The organism is Flavobacterium limi (genome assembly GCF_010645075.1).
Classification (GTDB): Bacteria; Bacteroidota; Bacteroidia; order Flavobacteriales; family Flavobacteriaceae; genus Flavobacterium; species Flavobacterium limi.
In genome coordinates this window covers 202,667-222,924 of sequence record NZ_JAADZV010000006.1, presented here as the reverse complement: position 1 = coordinate 222,924, position 20,258 = coordinate 202,667, and the positions used below count along the sequence as shown (strand labels likewise).

At 34.9% G+C, this 20,258-nt stretch carries 19 protein-coding genes; 10 read left to right on the top strand and 9 right to left on the bottom strand.

The window, feature by feature from the left end:
• Positions 1-56 precede the first annotated feature (56 nt).
• Positions 57-1,076, bottom strand: a complete 1,020-nt coding sequence (locus GXM16_RS14025) for a threonine aldolase family protein (protein WP_163395108.1) — start codon at positions 1,074-1,076, stop codon at positions 57-59.
• A gap of 139 nt (positions 1,077-1,215) precedes the next feature.
• On the opposite strand from GXM16_RS14025, the gene prfB reads away from it, so the two are divergent.
• The 10 genes from prfB to GXM16_RS13975 all read left to right on the top strand — a co-directional run bounded on the left by prfB (position 1,216) and on the right by GXM16_RS13975 (position 11,036).
• Positions 1,216-2,314, top strand: a protein-coding gene (prfB, locus tag GXM16_RS14020) for a peptide chain release factor 2 (protein WP_163395106.1) whose coding sequence is annotated in 2 segments (ribosomal slippage) — positions 1,216-1,278 and positions 1,280-2,314 — 1,098 coding nt in all. Because the reading frame shifts where the segments join, the coding sequence is not laid out codon by codon here.
• 59 nt (positions 2,315-2,373) lie between these two features.
• Positions 2,374-2,820 carry a peptide-methionine (R)-S-oxide reductase MsrB gene (gene msrB, locus GXM16_RS14015; RefSeq protein WP_163395104.1) on the top strand — a complete coding sequence of 149 codons (447 nt, stop codon included), beginning with the start codon at positions 2,374-2,376 and terminating at the stop codon, positions 2,818-2,820.
• Between the two features lie 581 nt (positions 2,821-3,401).
• A complete protein-coding gene (lpxD, locus tag GXM16_RS14010) occupies positions 3,402-4,400 on the top strand; it encodes a UDP-3-O-(3-hydroxymyristoyl)glucosamine N-acyltransferase (RefSeq protein ID WP_163395103.1) in 999 nt (332 codons plus the stop codon).
• 135 nt (positions 4,401-4,535) lie between these two features.
• Positions 4,536-6,164, top strand: a complete 1,629-nt coding sequence (locus GXM16_RS14005) for an acyl-CoA carboxylase subunit beta (protein ID WP_163395101.1) — start codon at positions 4,536-4,538, stop codon at positions 6,162-6,164.
• A gap of 125 nt (positions 6,165-6,289) precedes the next feature.
• Entirely contained in the window at positions 6,290-6,712 is a 423-nt protein-coding gene (locus GXM16_RS14000; RefSeq protein WP_163395099.1) for a DoxX family protein, read from the top strand.
• Between the two features lie 101 nt (positions 6,713-6,813).
• A complete protein-coding gene (locus GXM16_RS13995; protein ID WP_163395097.1) occupies positions 6,814-7,161 on the top strand; it encodes a hypothetical protein in 348 nt (115 codons plus the stop codon).
• Positions 7,162-7,263: 102 nt separating this feature from the next.
• Positions 7,264-7,740: a hypothetical protein gene (locus tag GXM16_RS13990; protein WP_163395095.1), complete on the top strand. Its 477-nt coding sequence runs from the start codon at positions 7,264-7,266 to the stop codon at positions 7,738-7,740.
• 117 nt (positions 7,741-7,857) lie between these two features.
• On the top strand, positions 7,858-9,222 hold the full coding sequence (hemN, locus tag GXM16_RS13985; RefSeq protein WP_163395094.1) for an oxygen-independent coproporphyrinogen III oxidase: 1,365 nt from the start codon (positions 7,858-7,860) through the stop codon (positions 9,220-9,222).
• Between the two features lie 210 nt (positions 9,223-9,432).
• Positions 9,433-9,924 carry a hypothetical protein gene (locus GXM16_RS13980; protein WP_163395092.1) on the top strand — a complete coding sequence of 164 codons (492 nt, stop codon included), beginning with the start codon at positions 9,433-9,435 and terminating at the stop codon, positions 9,922-9,924.
• A 164-nt stretch (positions 9,925-10,088) separates the two neighbouring features.
• Positions 10,089-11,036 (top strand): two-component regulator propeller domain-containing protein, encoded by a 948-nt coding sequence (locus tag GXM16_RS13975; RefSeq protein WP_163395090.1) that lies wholly within the window; start codon positions 10,089-10,091, stop codon positions 11,034-11,036.
• 207 nt (positions 11,037-11,243) lie between these two features.
• On the opposite strand, the gene GXM16_RS13970 is transcribed toward GXM16_RS13975, so the two are convergent.
• The 8 genes from GXM16_RS13970 to GXM16_RS13935 all read right to left on the bottom strand — a co-directional run bounded on the left by GXM16_RS13970 (position 11,244) and on the right by GXM16_RS13935 (position 20,060).
• Positions 11,244-11,945, bottom strand: a complete 702-nt coding sequence (locus GXM16_RS13970; protein ID WP_163395089.1) for a sulfite exporter TauE/SafE family protein — start codon at positions 11,943-11,945, stop codon at positions 11,244-11,246.
• 10 nt (positions 11,946-11,955) lie between these two features.
• Positions 11,956-12,405: a FixH family protein gene (locus tag GXM16_RS13965; RefSeq protein WP_163395087.1), complete on the bottom strand. Its 450-nt coding sequence runs from the start codon at positions 12,403-12,405 to the stop codon at positions 11,956-11,958.
• Between the two features lie 210 nt (positions 12,406-12,615).
• Positions 12,616-14,034, bottom strand: coding sequence for a cytochrome c oxidase accessory protein CcoG (gene ccoG / locus GXM16_RS13960; RefSeq protein WP_163395085.1), 1,419 nt, complete (start codon positions 14,032-14,034; stop codon positions 12,616-12,618).
• A gap of 36 nt (positions 14,035-14,070) precedes the next feature.
• Positions 14,071-14,982: a cbb3-type cytochrome c oxidase N-terminal domain-containing protein gene (locus GXM16_RS13955; protein WP_163395084.1), complete on the bottom strand. Its 912-nt coding sequence runs from the start codon at positions 14,980-14,982 to the stop codon at positions 14,071-14,073.
• A gap of 1 nt (position 14,983) precedes the next feature.
• Positions 14,984-15,172: a CcoQ/FixQ family Cbb3-type cytochrome c oxidase assembly chaperone gene (locus tag GXM16_RS13950; RefSeq protein WP_163395083.1), complete on the bottom strand. Its 189-nt coding sequence runs from the start codon at positions 15,170-15,172 to the stop codon at positions 14,984-14,986.
• A 7-nt stretch (positions 15,173-15,179) separates the two neighbouring features.
• A complete protein-coding gene (gene ccoN, locus GXM16_RS13945; RefSeq protein WP_163395082.1) occupies positions 15,180-17,366 on the bottom strand; it encodes a cytochrome-c oxidase, cbb3-type subunit I in 2,187 nt (728 codons plus the stop codon).
• 2 nt (positions 17,367-17,368) lie between these two features.
• Complete coding sequence (ccoS, locus tag GXM16_RS13940) at positions 17,369-17,560, bottom strand: cbb3-type cytochrome oxidase assembly protein CcoS (protein WP_089052370.1); 192 nt, start codon at positions 17,558-17,560, stop codon at positions 17,369-17,371.
• Between the two features lie 118 nt (positions 17,561-17,678).
• On the bottom strand, positions 17,679-20,060 hold the full coding sequence (locus GXM16_RS13935; protein ID WP_163395080.1) for a heavy metal translocating P-type ATPase: 2,382 nt from the start codon (positions 20,058-20,060) through the stop codon (positions 17,679-17,681).
• Positions 20,061-20,258 lie beyond the last annotated feature (198 nt).

Below are 20,258 nucleotides of genomic sequence, written 5' to 3'. Positions count from 1 at the left end.
AGGGTTTAAATAATCCTGCTTTTTTTAGTCCTTTTGAAAATATAAAAAATCAAAAATTAAAACTTCTGAAGTGTTTCAATCACATAAGTATGCATAACTTCTTTATAATCCAAATGCGTAACTATCCTAAGTTTGTTGTTTCCCATTGAACTTATTAAAATATTCTTCTGTTTTAATTTTTCGATTAAAAGCTGATCACTATACCCCTCTGCCAATGAAAAAATTAAAATATTAGTTTCTACAGGTTCAATAGCTGCTACCCATGGTTTTGTTTTTAAAACTGCTGCAATTTCCTTCGCTCTTCTGTGGTCTTCAGTCATTCGTTCAATATTATGCGCCAAAGCATATAAGCCCCCAGCAGCTAAATAGCCAACCTGACGCATTCCGCCCCCCAATATCTTCCTGATTCTTAACGCCCTGTGAATATCTGCTTTAGTTCCTAGCAAAATAGAACCTATTGGAGCCCCTAAACCTTTTGATAAACAAACAGAAATGGTATCGAAAATAGCTCCAAATTCTTTCGGATTTTGCCTTTTTGCTACCAATGCATTCCAAATTCTGGCCCCATCCAAATGAAACTTCAAATTGTTAGCATCGCAAACTTTTTTTATTTCTCTTAAATCTTCTAATTCATAACAGGCCCCACCTCCTTTATTAGTCGTATTTTCTACACAAACCAAAGTCGTTAACGGACTGTGATAAAACTCCGGATCATTTATTGCTGCGGCAACCTGAGCGGCGTTTATCATACCCCGGTCCCCGTCTAATAAACAGCATGAAACCCCACTGTTAAAAGAGACACCGCCACCTTCATAGTTATAAATATGTGCATATTTATCGGCAATTAATTGTTCTCCGGGCTGTGTATGCAGTTTAATTGCGGTTTGATTTGCCATAGTTCCAGACGGAAAAAAAAGTCCAGCTTCCATACCAAAAAACTCAGCTACTCTGGTTTCTAATTCGATAACCGTCGGATCTTGTCTGTATACATCATCGCCAACATGAGCGTTGAACATATATTGTAACATTTCGTAACTAGGCTTAGTAATGGTATCGCTGATTAAATTTATTTCCATATTCTAAAAACTATATCTTATTTTTGTAAAGCAAAATTACGTATTACTGTTAGTTATTAACTGCGAGTTTTAATAAATTTTAACTTGTACCAAATTAAACGTAATATTTGTAAAAAACATATAAAACTATTATTAATTTATGACAACAGCCGAACAAGTAAAAGGTATTGTGGAGCGCCTTGGTGCGTTGAGGAGGTATCTTTGACGTTGATGCCAAGCTAATCGAAATTGCAAACGAAGAAGAAAAAACTTTTGCTCCTGATTTTTGGAACAAACCAAAAGAAGCAGAAACGATTGTGAAAAATCTTCGAAACAAGAAAAAATGGATTGAAGATTATAACAAAGCTGTGGAACTTACGGATGAACTCCAGCTAGCTTATGATTTTTATAAAGAAGGAGAGCTTTCTGTTGAAGAACTGGATGAAAATTACAACGCAACACAGCTGCACATTGAGAACATCGAATTCAAAAACATGCTTTCTGACGAAGGCGACAGTTTAAGCGCAGTGGTACAAATTACAGCCGGAGCCGGTGGAACAGAAAGTTGTGACTGGGCCGGAATGCTAATGCGAATGTACATGATGTGGGGAGAAAGTTATGGGTATAAAATAAAGGAACTTAACTTTCAGGAAGGTGATGTTGCCGGTATTAAAACCGTAACTTTAGAATTTGAAGGCGACTATTCTTTTGGTTACCTAAAAGGTGAAAATGGCGTACATCGTCTGGTTAGAATTTCACCTTTTGACAGTAATGCCAAACGTCATACATCATTTGTATCTGTTTATGTTTATCCACTTGTTGATGACAGTATCGAAATTGACATTAATCCTGCTGATATCGAGATTACAACATCCCGCTCGAGTGGTGCCGGAGGACAGAATGTAAATAAAGTTGAAACAAAAGTTCAGCTGGTCCACAAACCAACCGGAATCCAGATTCAGTGTTCTGAAACGCGATCTCAGCAGGATAACAGACAGCGTGCCATGCAGATGCTTCGTTCGCAATTGTATGAAATCGAGTTAAAGAAACAGCAGGCACAACGTGCTGATATTGAAGCCGGAAAAATGAAAATCGAATGGGGCTCACAAATACGTAATTACGTAATGCAACCTTATAAATTGGTAAAAGACGTTCGTACAGGTTATGAAACCAGTGATGTCGATGGCGTTATGAACGGAAATCTCGACCCATTCCTTAAAGCATATTTAATGATGATGGGACAAAAAGAAGAAGAATAAAGAGTTTTTCGATTACGATTTAAGGTCGCAGTAAACTTCAAACTAAAAAGAAAATAGTTATGATAAAATGGGCAGATGTAATTCACTTTACAAATAAAGGAAATCCAATTCCTGAAAAACGAGTGGAAAAAACAGAAGAAGAATGGAAACAGCTCCTGTCTTCTGAAGAATTTCAGGTAACACGTTTAAAAGGAACCGAAAGATCATTTAGTTCTGAAATGTGTAGTTTATTTGAACCTGGAATTTACGAATGTAAATGCTGTGGTACTTTGCTTTTTGATGCTTCTGAGAAATTTGAATCAGGAACAGGATGGCCTTCTTTTACTCAGCCAATCAAAGAAAATGCAATAGCATATCATGCCGACAAATCATACGGAATGATTCGTGTTGAAGTAGTCTGCAATACCTGCGATGCGCATTTGGGGCATGTTTTTCCCGATGGCCCTCAGCCAAGTGGTTTACGATATTGCATAAATGCTCTTTCTCTCGCCAAAATAAAAGAGTAACATTAAAAATTGATAAATATTAAAAGCGATTCATTCTGAAAAAAAATGAATCGCTTTTTCTTTAAATTACTTTTTAAAACATTTAAAATAGCATCAAAATCACTTTAACAAAAAAAAAAATTAAACTTTCTCTTATTAATGTTTCATTTACAGATTGTTAATCTTTAAAAATGATAAAAAGATATTTACTAATTTATTCTAATCAAGAAAATTTTGTAAAAACTTCAAAATAAATTGAAACTTCTACTTTTATTAAAAAATTTGGGAATCTTATCACAGAACTTTTCCGGACTAAACAAACAGACATAAAACATTAATTAACAACATATTACAATCAATAAATATTTTTAAAAAAAATCAAAACAAGTTTTTTGTCAATTTTTCATCAACAAAACACACACTAAAAGATAATCAGGAATTTTAAAAACAATTACTGATTCGTTATTTTAAATGTTAAAAAAATACTTTAAAAGTTCTTATTCTAAAATTTATTTAAAAAACTTAAAAGCCAGATTAGGTAATTCAAATCTAATTTATTTTATTTGGCGAAAATTAATCCCCAATAAAATTTAATTCATTAGATGAAATCCTATTCAATTCAAGAAATTAACGAAGTCATAAATGGTGAAATTTATGGCAATACTTCTCAATGTATAACTGCTACAGAACAATTAGAAAAAGCTACGACTTCTGAAATTTCTTTTATAGGAAATAAAAAATACGAAAAATTGTGGGAGGCTTCAAAAGCCTCAGTAGCAGTTGTTAATGAAGACATTTCTATTGAACCAGGAAATAATCGCGCTTTTATTAAAGTAAAAAATGCTGATTTGGCCATGTCTCAGATTCTGACACTTTTTGCCCCGCCCAGTCCTGTATTTCATAATGAAATTCACAGAACAGCAGTTATAGACGAGACAGCGATTATTGGTGAAGGAAGTAAAGTTGGAGCAGGATCTTATATTGGTCCAAAAGTAGAAATTGCTGCAAATGTCACCATTTATCCAAATGTTACTATTCTTGACGAATGTACTATTGGTAAAAATACTGTAATCTGGTCCGGAGCTGTGGTTCGCGAACGCTGCCACATTGGCAATGACTGTATTATTCATCCAAACGCAACAATTGGGGCTGATGGATTTGGATTTCGTCCTTGTAAAGAAAAAGGCTTGGTGAAAATTCCACAAATTGGAAACGTAATTATCGGAAACGGAGTTGAAATTGGAGCGAATTCATGTGTTGACCGTGGAAAATTCAGTTCTACTATTTTGGGTGATGGCTGTAAAATCGACAATTTAGTCCAGATTGGACATAACAGCAAATTAGGTAAATTTTGTATAATGGCCGGAAATAGTGGTTTAGCCGGTTCAGTAACTTTAGGAAACGGGGTTATCATTGGCGGAAGCGCTTCCATAAAAGACCACACTACAATTGGTGACGGCGCTGTTGTTGGTGCCGGATCTGGTGTTACAGGAGATATTCCTGCAGGTAAAACAATGCTTGGATATCCTGCTGTTGAAGCTCGTGATGCCTTAAAACAATGGGCTATTTTAAAGAGACTTGTCTGTGATTCAAAAAAATAATTCATCATTTAAAAATATATTAAAAACAGAAGTTAGCTTCTGTTTTTTTTTGTTTACTACTATTTATAATCGTTCGGAATTAACTTCTATTTTGTAAATTAGCCAACACTATTTTTATAAAAGCAATACTACATCATGGATTTAAACTTCAATAAAAACGAAGATCACAATAAACTGCTTCTTTCAGAATTAAAACAAAAATTTGCCAAAGTAAAATTAGGCGGAGGCGAAAAAAGAATCGAGAAATTACATGCTGAAGGCAAAATGACAGCCCGTGAAAGAATCGCTTATTTATTGGATGAAAATTCTAAAAGTATTGAAATTGGAGGTTTCGCAGGAGAAGGAATGTATGCCGAACACGGTGGCTGTCCATCTGGAGGAGTTGTAATCAAAATAGGATATATTAAAGGTAAACAGTGTATTGTTGTTGCCAATGATGCAACAGTGAAAGCCGGTGCATGGTTTCCTATTACAGGGAAGAAAAATTTGCGTGCGCAGGAAATTGCTATAGAAAACAGACTGCCAATCATTTACCTTGTAGACAGCGCGGGGGTTTATCTGCCAATGCAGGACGAGATTTTTCCCGATAAAGAACATTTCGGCCGCATCTTTAGAAATAATGCACAAATGAGCAGCATGGGAATTACCCAAATCGCAGCTGTAATGGGCAGTTGTGTTGCAGGAGGAGCTTACTTACCGATTATGAGTGATGAAGCTTTGATTGTTGATAAAACAGGAAGTATTTTCCTTGCCGGAAGTTATTTGGTAAAAGCCGCTATTGGAGAAACGATAGACAATGAAACTTTAGGCGGAGCCACTACACATTGTGAAATTTCAGGTGTTACCGACTACAAAGCGAAAGATGACAAAGACGCTTTAGACAAAATAAAAAACATTGTAGATAAAATTGGCGATTATGATAAAGCTGGCTATAACCGAATCAAAGCCGAAAAACCAGCTTTAGAACCAAATGAAATCTACGGAATTTTACCAAAAGCCCGAAACGAGCAATATGATATGATGGAAATCATCAATCGTTTGGTTGATAACTCTGAATTTGAAGCTTATAAAGAAGGTTATGGACAATCTCTAATTACAGGTTATGCCAGAATTGACGGCTGGGCTGTTGGAATTGTTGCCAACCAAAGAAAAGTAGTTAAAACTAAAAAAGGTGAAATGCAGTTTGGAGGCGTTATTTACTCAGATAGCGCGGACAAAGCTACCCGTTTTATTGCCAACTGCAATCAAAAGAAAATTCCATTAGTGTTTTTGCAGGATGTTACAGGTTTTATGGTTGGGTCAAAATCTGAGCATGGCGGCATTATAAAAGACGGAGCCAAAATGGTCAATGCTGTCAGCAATTCAGTTGTACCTAAATTTACTGTAATTGTTGGAAACTCCTACGGAGCAGGTAATTATGCCATGTGTGGAAAAGCTTATGATCCGAGATTAATTTTTGCCTGGCCAAGTGCAGAACTTGCCGTTATGGGAGGGACTCAGGCTGCAAAAGTATTAGCACAAATTGAAGCTTCTTCGCTTAAAGCGAAAGGAGAAATCATCGATGAAGCCAAAGAAACAGAATTATTCAACAAAATAAAAGCACGTTACGACGAACAAACTTCACCCTATTATGCCGCTTCCAGATTATGGACAGACGCTATCATTGATCCGTTAGAAACCCGTACCTGGATTTCTATGGGAATCGAGGCTGCAAACCACGCTCCTATCCAAAAACCATTTAATTTAGGTGTGATTCAGGTATAACGTTTCAGGATTTCTCAATAATACGTTAAATAAAAAGTAAAAAACTTATTTTCAAGGGGTTGAAAATAAATATACGATTAAAAATTAGTAACTTTAGTGTATATAATCTTTAATCCCGTATCATCATGGAAAATGTAAAAAGTTTGAATAAGTGGGCAAATGCGCATACTTATTTACCATTGGATTTAGTACGTATTGTATTGGGTGTTTTTTTATTTATGAAAGGCGTTTCATTTGTCACGAATGCTCAGTACCTGCATGATTTAATTTCTCCTGTTGATCAGTATGGTGGCGGAATGTTTCTTTTGCATTATATCGCACCAGCCCACATGATTGGAGGGATAATGATTGTTTTTGGGCTGCTGACCCGTTGGGCAATTGCAGCTCAGTTACCTGTATTATTTGGTGCCGTACTTGTAAATTTTATGGGACGCATGCACTCCGAAAGTCTGATTTTAGCAATAATAGTATTGCTACTTTGTATATTCTTCCTGTTCTATGGCGGAGGAAAACATTCAGCTGATTATTACTTCAAAATGCAGCAATAACATACATTATCCTCAACTCACAAAAAGTTGAGGATAACTTTTAAGAAGTAATTAGCACTTAAAATTTCTTTAATTGTGTTTTATGAACTAAATTCGCCTCCATGAATTGGATTCGTGAAACCGTTATTTTTGTATCACTTTTGATCATGGGATTTTTTGCCGCTCAGGCAAACCAAATTTCTGTGCAACAAATCGAAAGTCAAAAAACGGACACCAATTTCTCTAAAGATTTTACGGACTCACAAGCTTTTATACAGCCACAGACCAGTTATCAGTTTGCTGCAAACATAAAAACTGAATATCCCGCTGTAATCAAATGGTTTGATTCTTTAATAGCTGTTATACCTCAGCATACGGTTTTAGAATCAGCTTCAAACTTTGCAAATCAATCTTATACACAGAGTAAAAAGGTCTTACTGATGCTCTACCCTTTCCATTTTTTCTGGTAGTAATACATGAAATTTTAGTCCGAAGAAAGTTCTTCAAAATTAAATAAACCGTTTGTCTATAAAACTGTTTATCATTTCATCATTTACCAAAATTTTAAAAACATGGAAACAAGTGTAACCATAATTGGTATTGTGATTGCCATCATAGTCGCAATACCAATTTATTTTTCAGCACGATCGAGCGCTGCAAACAAATCAAAAATCCTGAATATCAAAAAGAAATTCAATCCAACGCATCCGCAGGATTTTGATTTAACTGAATCCCAAAGCAATAAAACGCTTACTATAGACCAAAAACACAGAAAGTTTATCCTGATGAATTTCAATCCTAATCAGCAGGAATCAACTTATGTAGATCTAAAAAGTGTTTCTTCCTGTAAATTGGTCCTGACTACAGAAGGAAATCAGGACACAATTGTCAAGATCGATTTCGAATTTCAGGAGAAAGAAACTTCCAGAAAAATCACAATACCTTTCTATGATTTTGATGATGACCGCATCAAACAGATCAGCGTTTATCAGGATCATATGTTTGCAAAAAAATGGCTTAAAATCATCCAGGATTCTATTTCACGTTAGTTATTTAATTCAGAAAAAGAGGCTCGTAATGAGTCTCTTTTTTTTGTGGCTACATGATATTTATCATTTTAATTTTTTAACTGACAAAGTAATTTTGAATCTCTAAAATGAATTTTTATGGAAATTTCACTGATTCAAAAATATAATGTTCCGGGACCAAGATATACCAGTTATCCTACAGTTCCTTACTGGAATGAAAACAACTTTACCCAACAAAAATGGGTTGAATCTCTTCAAAAATCATTTGCAGAAAGCAATTCACAAAACGGAATAAGTTTGTATATTCATCTGCCTTTTTGCGAAAGCATGTGTACCTTTTGTGGCTGCAACAAACGAATTACAAAAAACCACTCAGTCGAAGAAAAATATATTCAGGCCGTTTTAAAAGAATGGAGCTTATATTGCAATTTACTTTCTGAAAGGCCCATTATAAAAGAAATCCATCTGGGCGGTGGAACCCCTACTTTTTTCTCCGTAAATAATTTAGAAAATCTTATAAACGGTATTTTTGATTTAGCTGATAAAGCCGGAAATTATGAATTCAGTTTTGAAGGTCATCCTAACAATACAACTTACGAACAGCTCAAAAAACTGTATGATTTAGGCTTTCGCCGGGTAAGTTTTGGAGTTCAGGATTATTCCGAAAAAGTGCAGAAAGCGATTCACCGCATTCAGCCGTTTCATAATGTAGCCAAAGTAACTTTTTGGGCAAAAGAAATTGGTTATACTTCTATCGGGCATGATATTATTTTCGGATTGCCTTTTCAGAAAATTGAAGATGTAATTGATACTATTGAAAAAACAAATTCCCTAAAACCGGATCGACTGGCTTTTTACAGCTACGCACACGTGCCGTGGATTAAAGGAAACGGACAGCGCGGATTTAACGACGAAGACCTGCCCAAAGATGCCGAAAAAAGAAAGCTGTACGAAATTGGAAAAAAAATGCTTTCTAAATATGGGTATCATGAAATTGGCATGGACCATTTTGCTTTAGCCCCTGACAGTTTGTACAAAGCGGCACAGCATAAAACGCTGCATAGAAATTTTATGGGTTACAGCGCCTCCAAAACCCAATTGATGATTGGTTTGGGTGTTTCGTCTATTAGCGACAGCTGGTACAGTTTTGCCCAAAACCATAAAAACCTCGAAGAATATTATCAATTGATAGATGCAGACCAGCTCCCGGTTGTGAAAGGCCATATCTTAAATGACGAAGATTTAATAATACGAAAACACATCCTGAATTTAACCTGTACACTTGAAACTTCCTGGAATAATGAAGCTCTTTATTTTGAAGAACTTCCTTTTGTTTTACTGGATTTAAAAGAAATGGAAAAAGATCAGTTACTAGTAATTAAAGAAAATAAAATCAGCATTACGGAAGCCGGAAAACCCTTTGTACGCAATATCTGCATGGCTTTTGATTTGCATTTAAAAAGAAAATCTCCGGAAACGAATTTGTTTTCTATGACGGTTTAAAAGGTACAGTGATTTTATTATTACTTTGAATAAATATTCTTTATTATAGATAATTGAGGTAAAAAGTTAATTTATAGCGAAAAATATTATATTTGGAAAAATATAAAACGAAACAAATCTTCGCATATACACCTAAATTTGGGTAGATATGCGAATATTTATTTCGCATGTAAACAAGTTGTATGCAAGTTTTGAAAAACCGAATCTAAAATGAAATTGAAATATTTAATTCTTTGCTTTTCTTCAATGTGTTTTTCTCAAAGCAAATATTTGGGAATATATAAAGATTCCTTTGGAAATAAAATTGAGTTATTAGCAAATAATAAATTTAGACATACTTGGCAATTTGATTTATCAGCAAGCTGGACTAATGGAAACTGGTTAATATCGAACGACACTTTAAAACTTGAAGTCGTAAAAATCAATGATACTTTAAAAATATTTGACAAGAAAAATAATACTTATAAAGATAGTTTGGTTTTGGCGGAAGATGAAATTCCTAAACGAATAAACGAAACTCAAAATACAATCAAATCATTATCTTCTGGTGGACAAAACAGAGTTTTACCAAATACTCTTTTTTTTCTTAAAAAGAACAAATTAATTATTGTAAAAACTAATGGAAAATTGCAAACAGAAAAAATTAAAGGATTTTGGGGCAATAAAACTTATAATACTTGGTACCGAAAACTTGAAGAATAAACCTGCATACAACACTTGCTACAAGCGATTTGGGCAATTGGCTTAATTTAAAAATGGTCTTGTATTTGGGAAATTTAGGCAAATCCGAAAGATTACGCATTTTTAACCCCAAACCTATTGTAGCAAGGGAACGTTAGTTGTAATTTTACCACAAAAGAACGTATATGAAACAAATTTTTATTTTAGTTTTTGGTTTTATTACTTTAAACACAAATGCACAAACCTCTTTAAAACTTTATTCATCTGAAAATTCAGAACTTCCTGAAAATGATATTAAAAGTATTTTAGTTGAAACTAAATCAAACAAAAAATATATTGGAACATCAAAGCTTGGATTGTCAATTTTTGATAACTCGAAATTTGAAACTTTAAAGGAAATAAAAGGAGAATATATTGGTCCTATTTATCAAGACAAAATTGGAAATCTGTGGATAACAACTTCAAATCCAGAAGAACTTTATATTATAAAAACAGATCATAAAATTAATAAAATTGAAAGTAAAATACTTAAAGAGATAAATGGAATTATAGCTATAGCCGAAGATAAAAATGGAAATTTATACTTTGGAGGAAATGGTTTAGTGAAATTTGATGGAAAAAATTGGACCAAGATAAAATTACCATCAAAACCTATTACAATTAGAGCATTAGACATTAGCCCAACAAATGAAATTGCTATTGGGCATAACGAAGGTTTGATAATTGGTAGTGAAGAAAAATGGCAATTCTACGAAGAAGAAACTAATAAACTTCAATTGTCAGTTGTTAGAGCAGTAAAATTCATAACTCCAACAAAATTGATTATTGGCTATGGTGGTGGTGGTTTTGGAAATGGTGGTTTTTCAGTTAAAGAAAATGAACATTGGAAACATTACAATAAATCAAATTCAAAAATTTCAGACCATATGGTTAGAGATATTGAGGTTGACAAAAGCAATACAGCCTGGATGGCAACAAATAACGGTTTAATAAAATTCACTAAAAATGGAGAATTAACATCAATACTTTTTAGAGATGGAATTTATAAAAACACTATCTTGGACATAAGTATTGATAGTGAAAACACACTTTGGATTGCGACAAATTTTGGAATAATACAATTTAAAGAATAAAAAAATGACAGCTAACAAGAGGTTTGCAATAGTAGGGCGAAATTGTAATGTTCAATAGTTGTGCTTCGGTTCAACATTTGTGCAAAATTGAAGTTTTTCGCGTCGATTTCCCCACCCATCGCAAAGGCTCAAATCGTTACCTACTCCCTCGATGCCATACAAACCAGAAAACTAAGAGAAATAATCCATTTCTAAAAATTTCTTCCCTTAATGACAATCAGGATTCCCCTGTACAAACAAACTCATATTAGAGGGAGAAACATAAGGAATTCCCAATCCTAAACCTCTGAGAATAAATAAGACTCCAATTACAACCGCTACATACGGAATTGCTTTTTGAATTTTATTTCGAAAAGGTAATTTGAGTAAAGAATGCATGTAAACTACAATGCTCATCAATGGTACGGTTCCTAATCCGAACAAGAGCATGTACAAAACACCTAAACCTGCACTTTGCATGGCTATAGCTCCAAATAAAGCTACATATACCATTCCGCAAGGCAGGAAGCCGTTTAGTAAACCAATCGTAAAAAGAGATTTGTAGCTTTTGTTTTTAAACTGTTTGCCTAAAGTAGATTTTATATTTGAAATCACTTTATAAACCGGTTTAGAAAAATTATATTTTGAAAAGATTCTTTCCGGAATCAGAACTGCAGCAATCATCGCCAGACCTATAAAAATAGACATTTTTTGCTGTAATCCGGCCAGGAAAAAACCTCTTCCCAATAATCCGAAAATCAATCCGATTGTAGTGTAGGCGGTTAATCTGCCTAAATGGTAGGTTATGATCTGCGTTACTTTTTTAGCTTCATTTTGATGATCAACGGGAAGCATCATCGCAATTGGACCGCACATTCCAACGCAATGCAGACTGCTGATAAGACCTAATATGAAAGCTGAATAAAGCATTTTGTTATGATTAATTTACGTAAATAACCTCTTTCGTCAAATATTTTTTCCCTTCATACTGCCATTCCATATTGACATCCCAGCGTCCTTTTACCAGTTTCTTTTGCGGAATAAGCAAAGATGAGTTGGTCAGGGCAATCTGAGTATTGAAATCAAACTTTTTGTTTGAAGGACGGTACAGCAAAACGTTTCCTTTTAATTTATTGCTTTCAAAAGTTTCCGGAAAAGTGATTTTTACTCCATCTTCCACATACTGAATTGAAGGCTTGTGTTGCAAATCATGTGCATTCTGAATCCGCGCCATTTCATCCTGAAAATGCGAATCGTGTTTGTAATATTCTTCAACAACTAAATCATTGTCGTATTTACTATTCGATTGTACTTCAAAAACAAAATATAAAATAAACGTCATAAACAATCCGAATGCAATGACAATTCCTGTTCCCCAATTGATTTTCATGATATTGTTATTTAATGTATTGAGTATAATTACAACACATAGAATCATAGTTTTCATAGACTAGAAAAGGCGTTTCACTTGCTTCAAAACACATAGCTATGTGTGAAAACTAGTTTTTTCTAAATTTTTTTTATTTAAATTTTAATCTATGTTTCTATGTGTTAATATATTTTTTTTTTTTTTAAATTATACCTCCAACAGGTTTATACTTTAATTAAAACTTCTTGGTCCTAAGAAATTTGTAGTGGTGGTTTCCAGTAATTCCTTACCGTCGTACACACCAATTTTCACTTTGGTTTTATCACTTTCCAGCAATAGCTCATCAATTTCTATAAATAAGGTTCCTTGTGAAATGCCTTCTTTAGCTATTTTAAAATGCTGTTCTCCAACTTTGCTGATTTCACCTTTCTGATCGATTAACTCAAAATGGATATCACTGTAATCTTTCATCGTCTTGTTTACGATTTTATAAGTGTAAACATTACTGATTTTATCGCCTTTGTGCTGAAACAATTGTCCTGGCAAACGTAAAATAATCGCTTCGACATTGGTTCTTAAAAACAACATTCCGACAAAAACACTCAACAGAATAAATAATACTGCTGTATACCCTTTCATTCTGGTTGTGAATTTAAAAGGCTCTTTTTTCTCTATTTCATCTTCAGAAGCGTAACGAATCAGTCCTTTCGGTAAACCAACCGAGTCCATAATCGAATCGCATTCATCGATGCAGGCGGTACAATTGGTGCATTCTAACTGGGTTCCGTTTCGAATGTCGATTCCCATTGGGCAAACATGTACACATTGATGGCAATCGATGCAATCTCCTTTTCCGGTTAATGCCCTGTTTTCTTTTTTACTGAATTTGGCTCGGCCTTCTTCTTTTTCGCCACGAACAAAATCATAAGCTACATTTATAGACTTATTGTCCAGAAGAACTCCTTGTAGCCTTCCATACGGACAGGCAATAATACAAACCTGCTCCCGGAACCATACAAAAACAAAATAGAAAACGCCGGTAAAAATTAGCAGTGCAGTAAAATTACCCGCTTGTTGAACTGGCCCCTGCTCTATCATTAGAAATAAGGTATTACTGCCCACTAAATACGCCAGAAAAACATTGGCAATCCCGAAAGAAATCAGGAAGAAAACAAACCATTTCGTGAGCCTTTTTCGGATTTTCTCCGCGTTCCATTCCTGTCTTGCCAAACGTGATTGTGCGCCGCGGTCTCCGTCAATCCAATATTCGATTCTTCGAAAAACCATCTCCAGAAAAATCGTCTGTGGACAGATCCATCCGCAAAATATCCTTCCGAAAACTACGGTGAACAGAATTATAAAAACAACTCCAACGAGCATTGAAATCACAAAAAGATAAAAATCCTGTGGCCAGAAAGGAAATCCGAAAATATTGAAACGACGTTCTACAATATTGAACATCATAAACTGGTTTCCGTTAATTTTTATAAACGGATTTGCAATCAAGATCCCTAATAAAACATAACTGACAATTTTGCGATACTCATAAAATTTACCAGACGGTTTTTTAGGGAAAATGAACTTTCGTTTTCCGCCTTCATCAATAGTTCCGATGGTATCTCTAAAAGCTTCGTCTGGTAAATTTGACATGGTAATTATTTTTTAACTGCTTGTATTATCATTGTATTATTTTTCCGGAGCATCGGTTTTTTCGGCACTTTCGTCTACCCAAACTTCACCTTCAGCTTCTTTGGCATCTTTTGGATTACTTCCCTGTAGAGACAAAATGTAACTTGCTACTTTCTGAATTTCTTTTGGTTTCATTCCGTTTGTTTTCCAGGAAACCATTCCTTTTCCGTCACGACCACCATTGGAGATTGTATGAAATACTTCTTTAATTCCGCCTCCTAAAATCCAACGGTCATCTGTTAAGTTTGGACCAATTTGCCCTCCCGCATCGGCTCTGTGGCAGGCAGCACAATTCATTGTGAATATTTCTTTTCCTTCTGCCAAACTTGCTTCATCCGTAAGCAGTACGACTGTTTTTTCATCCATCAGATCCGGAGCAGTTTTAAGATATTCTTCTACTTCAATTTTTGCCTGAGCCATTTCTTTCTTCAATTCCATTTCCTGATTGTCTCCTCCAAAAACATCAAAGTAAAAAACATAAGCAACTCCAAAAACAATACAGATATAGAACAAATACACCCACCATGGCGGCAAATTATTATCTAATTCTTTGATTCCGTCATAATCATGATCCATCAACAAGTCCCCTTCTTTTTCAATTGGTTCTGTTTTCGTAAGCTTGTGCATCAGGTTCTTAAACCAGGTACTCTCCTGAAAACTAAGACTTTCTTCGTGTGCCAATTTTGCTTTTTCTTCGGGAGACATCAATTGATACATCACGCGGTTTACAGCACTGAGTGTAATTTCGATAGCAATCAGAATAAACAAAAAGACAAACAAAAAGACAGCAACCATTGGATATTTTATAAAAGCAGCCCTGTCACCCGAGTCTATAAAATATTCCATCAAACCAAATACGATGAAAAAAATAATGGGCAATCTTACATATACTGGAAAAAACTTTTTCATCTTAAATATCTTTTGAAATTATACTATCATCTAAAGGTATTTCACTCATTTGCTGAATTTTATCTTTAGTATAGGAGAATACCCAAAAACCTAAACCGACAAAAAACAGGAAGAAAATCATGAGGGAGAGAATCGGGTAAATTTCGATACCCGCGATTGTCTCCATATTGTGTTTTATTTGTTCAAACATAATGCTGTTATTTTGAAGTTTCTTTTACTTTAATATCAGTCCCAAGCCTTTGTATGTAAGCAATCAAAGCCACGATTTCCCTTTCATTCATCGGAACAAATTTTTCGCCTTTTGCGGCAGCCTTTTTTCTGCTATCTTCATAACTTTTTACATAGTCAGGATCATTTTCTAAGCTTTTTTCAATTGCAAGAGCCTGAGTTCTCAATGTTTTCTGCGCATCAGCAACTTCTGCTTCTGAATAAGGAACTCCTAATGTCTGCATTGCCTTCATTTTCTTTTCGAGTAATGAAATATCCAATGGTTTATTATCAAACAGCCATTTATAGCCCGGCATGATCGATCCTGCAGAGGTACTTTGAGGATTCCACATGTGATTAAAATGCCAGTTATCATTATACTTTCCTCCTACTCTTTGCAAATCGGGACCTGTACGTTTTGATCCCCACAGGAATGGATGATCGTACACAAATTCTCCTGCTTTTGCCTGAGGACCGTAACGTTCTACCTCGCTTCTGAACGGACGAACCGATTGAGAATGACAGCCAACACAGCCTTCACGAATGTATAAATCACGACCTTCCAGTTCTAAAGGTGTGTATGGTTTTACACTTGAAATCGTTGGAATATTCGATTTTACCATAATCGTTGGAACAATCTGAATAATTCCTCCAATTAAAATAGCAATGGTTGCCAAAATGGTCAGTTGAATTGGTTTTCTTTCTAACCATGAGTGGAATTTTTCACCACTGATTCTGCCGCTTTTAATAGTCTGTAATGCAGGAGCCTGAGCCAATTCATCTTCAACAGGTTGCCCAGCTCTAACCGTCATGATGATATTATAAACCAGTGTCAGCATTCCGATAAGATATAAACTACCACCTATAGCTCTCATCCAGTACAAAGGCATAATCGCTGTAACGGTTTCAAGGAAATTCCCATAAGTTAAAGTACCGTCAGGGTTAAACTGTTTCCACATAGAGGCTTGTTGAAAACCTGCAACATACATTGGTAAAGCATACAATATGATTCCTAAAGTTCCAATCCAGAAGTGGAAATTAGCAAGTTTAGTAGAGAACAGCTGACTTTTGGTCATTCGCGGAATCAGCCAGTAGATGATACCGAAAGACATGAATCCGTTCCAGGCTAAAGCTCCAACGTGTACGTGTGCTACGATCCAGTCTGTATAGTGTGCAATAGCATTTACATTTTTAAAAGAAAGCATTGGCCCTTCAAAAGTTGCCATTCCGTAACCTGTAATCGCTACGACAAAGAATTTTAGCACCGGTTCAACTCGAACTTTATCCCATGCACCTCTTAAAGTCAAAAGACCGTTTATCATACCTCCCCATGAAGGAGCAAGCAACATTACAGAAAATGCTACACCTAAATTCTGAGCCCAGTTTGGCAAAGCAGAATATAATAAATGGTGCGGTCCAGCCCAGATATAAATGAATATTAAAGACCAAAAGTGAATAATCGATAATCGATAAGAATAAACTGGTCGGTTAGCTACCTTTGGAATAAAATAGTACATCAATCCTAAAAATGGAGTTGTCAGGAAAAATGCCACCGCATTATGTCCGTACCACCACTGTACCAATGCATCCTGAACACCTGCATAGACAGAATAACTTTTTAATCCTGAAACCGGGATTTCGAGGTTATTAAAAATATGCAAAACGGCTACAGTCACAAATGTGGCCAGATAAAACCAAATGGCTACGTACAAATGTCGCTCTCTTCTGCGTAACATGGTACCAATCATATTGATTCCCATTACTACCCAAATTACAGCTATCGCAATATCTATTGGCCATTCTAATTCAGCATATTCTTTTGAAGAAGTATATCCTAATGGTAAGGTAATTGCCGCAGCGACAATTATTAACTGCCAGCCCCAGAAATGCAGATTGCTTAAAAAGTCACTGAACATCCTGGCTTTTAGTAATCTTTGCAGTGAATAATACATCCCTGCAAAAAAGGCATTCCCTACAAAGGCAAAAATTACCGCATTGGTATGCAAAGGTCTTAAACGCCCATAACTAAGCCATGAGATCCCATCGGTAAGATTGGGAAAAAGGTACATAACCGCAAGGGTAAGTCCCACTAACATACCCACTACCCCGAAAAGAATGGTGGCGTAAATGAATTTTTTTACGATTTTGTTGTCGTAGTAAAATTGTTCCATTTCCATAATTAAACTTGTTTTTCTTCTATTGGTGAATTATTATTTTGAGAGGTGATTTTGGTTTCGTCATCAAAGAGGATCCTGACCGAGGGCGTGTAATCATCATCATACTGCCCTGATTTGACAGCTGCTATAAAGGCAATAAAGAAACAGATTGCAACAAAAATACTTACTGAGATTAATAGATAAATAACACTCATATCTTTAAATTTATAGTAACAAAATTAGAGCGTTGGTGACTGATAAAATATGATAATTATCATGGTGAGAAAACTTAAAAGAATCTCAAAAAACAGCCCAAAGCTCATTAAAAGCCCGTTATTTTTTATTCGCATAAAAATTGCTCATCAGCGTTACAAAACTCACAATCGTAATAGTACTTAACGGCATGATGATCGCGGCTACTAGTGGAAGTAAGTTCCCGGTAACGGCAAATGTGAGCCCAACGACATTATAAAGCAGTGATAAAACAAAACTCATTTTGATGATCCTGATTGATTTATGGGATAATTTTAAAAAGTAATCCAATCGCGAAAATTCATTCGCATCCAGAATAGCATCACAAGCGGGAGAAAACACATTGACATTTTCAGATATCGAAATCCCAACGTTACTTTGTGCCAAAGCTCCGGCATCATTTAAGCCATCTCCCACCATCATTACATTCCTACCTGTTTCCTGCAGGTTTTTAATAAACTCCAGCTTTTGTTCAGGTTTTTGATTAAAAATAAGTTCCGTGCCTTTTGGCAGAATAGATTCTAAATTGGTTCTTTCACCATCATTATCACCCGAAAGCACTTTTATCTGATAGCTTTCACTTAAAGTTGAAAATAACGTTTCAAGACCATCTCTGTATTGATTTTGAAAATTGAATTTTCCAAAATAAAATGTATCGATTCTGATGTGGAGCGATGTCCTTTCTATTTCTGACAGATCTGAATTCGGACTTTCAACGAATATTGCTGAACCGATTTTTATTTCTTTGCCATCAATAACCCCTAAAATTCCTTTTCCGGTAATTTCCTGAAATTCATCAACTTTAATTCTTTTATATTCCGGTAAAAAATCATAAAGCATTCGGCTTAAAGGATGATTTGATCCTCGAAGTACATTTTTAATCAACATATAATTTTCATCAGAAAGTGCCTTGCCTTCGTATACAATATTTGATTTTTTATTTGTCGTTATGGTTCCGGTTTTATCAAAAACAATGGTATCTACTTTTGCCAGCTGCTCTATAACCAAAGCATTTTTAAGGTACATTTTTTGTTTCCCCATAATTCGGAGAATGTTACCGAACGTAAACGGTGCAGTGAGTGCCAATGCGCAGGGACAGGCGACAATTAAAACTGCAGTAAAAACATTAAAAGCTGTATTGGCATCAATGAATATCCAATATCCAAAACCGGCAAATGCAATAAGAAGTAAGATTGGGGTGAAATACCGGCTTATTGCATCTGTTATGGTTTTGTGCTTTTGATCGACTCTTTTCTGAAAAATTTCATTGCTCCACAATTGCGTCAGATAACTTTGTGAAACCGAATGTAAAACTTCCATTTCGATAACTTTTCCAATTTGTTTCCCACCGGCAAACAATTTATCTCCCGATTTTTTATTGATTGGTATAGCCTCTCCAGTAACGAAGCTATAATCTATTTCGGCTTTTTCACTCATTAAAATTCCGTCAACGGGAATCAATTCCTGATTTCTGATCAATAATCTGTCGCCTTTTAGGACATCATAAATTGGCACACTTTCCTCAGATGAATTCGAATTGATTCGGGTAACGGCAATTGGGAAATACGATTTAAAATCTCTTTCGAAACTCAAAAAACTATAGGTTTTTGTCTGGAACATTTTTCCTAGCAGCATGAAAAAGACCAAACTGACTAAGCTGTCAAAAAAACCAGGTCCGTGATCCATCAGCATATCATAAGAACTTCGGATAAACATTACAATAATTCCTAAAGCGATTGGAATATCGATGTTTAGCATTTTGGTTTTGATACTATGATAAGCCGAAACGTAATAGCCGCTAGCTGAATACAGAAAACTTGGTAATGCCAACACAAAAATTAATCCTCTGAAAAACGGTTTATAATTGTCCAGCCAAAATTCTTTCATCTCGAAATATTCCGGAAATGAAAGCAGCATAATGTTTCCAAAACAAAAAAACGCAACACCTAATTTATAAGTCAGCGTCCGGTCTACTTTTGTTTTTCCTGTTTCATAATTTTCCAGACTAATATAAGGTTCATAACCAATGGAACTTAACAGATAAACGATTGATTTAAGCGAAACTGTTTCTGAATTAAATGTGATTCGGACTTTCTTTTCCGGAAAATTAACCTGAGACATGCTAATACCGGGCTGAAGCCGATTAAGATTTTCAAGAAGCCAGATACAGGAACTGCAATGAATATGTGGAATATTTAAAGAAACAATTGAAGTATATCCTTCCTGAAATTCCAAAACTTTAGAAAGAATCATTTCATTTTCTAAAAAATCATATTTTCCCTGAATGTCCTGAGGAGTAGCCCCCGGTGATTTTTCAAAGTCATAATACGAAGTCAAATCATTAAGACTAAAAATTTCATAGACTGTTTTACAGCCAGTACAACAAAACTTTTTCTCATCAAAATTGATTACTTCATTTTTAGGAATGCTAAGCCCACAATGAAAACAACCCTGCTCACTCATATTTGTTTCTTTTTAATAAGGCAAAGATTCAGAATAAGAAGGAACTATAACTATGACATTTATCATGTTAGAATGAATACAATTCTTCAATTAAAAAATAAATAAAAGATTATTAAGAATGGTTTTCTTTAATGGATTTTCAAAAATAATTTCACCTATGAAAGCGATTATTGGTTAATTTTGCAGTAAATATTTTTG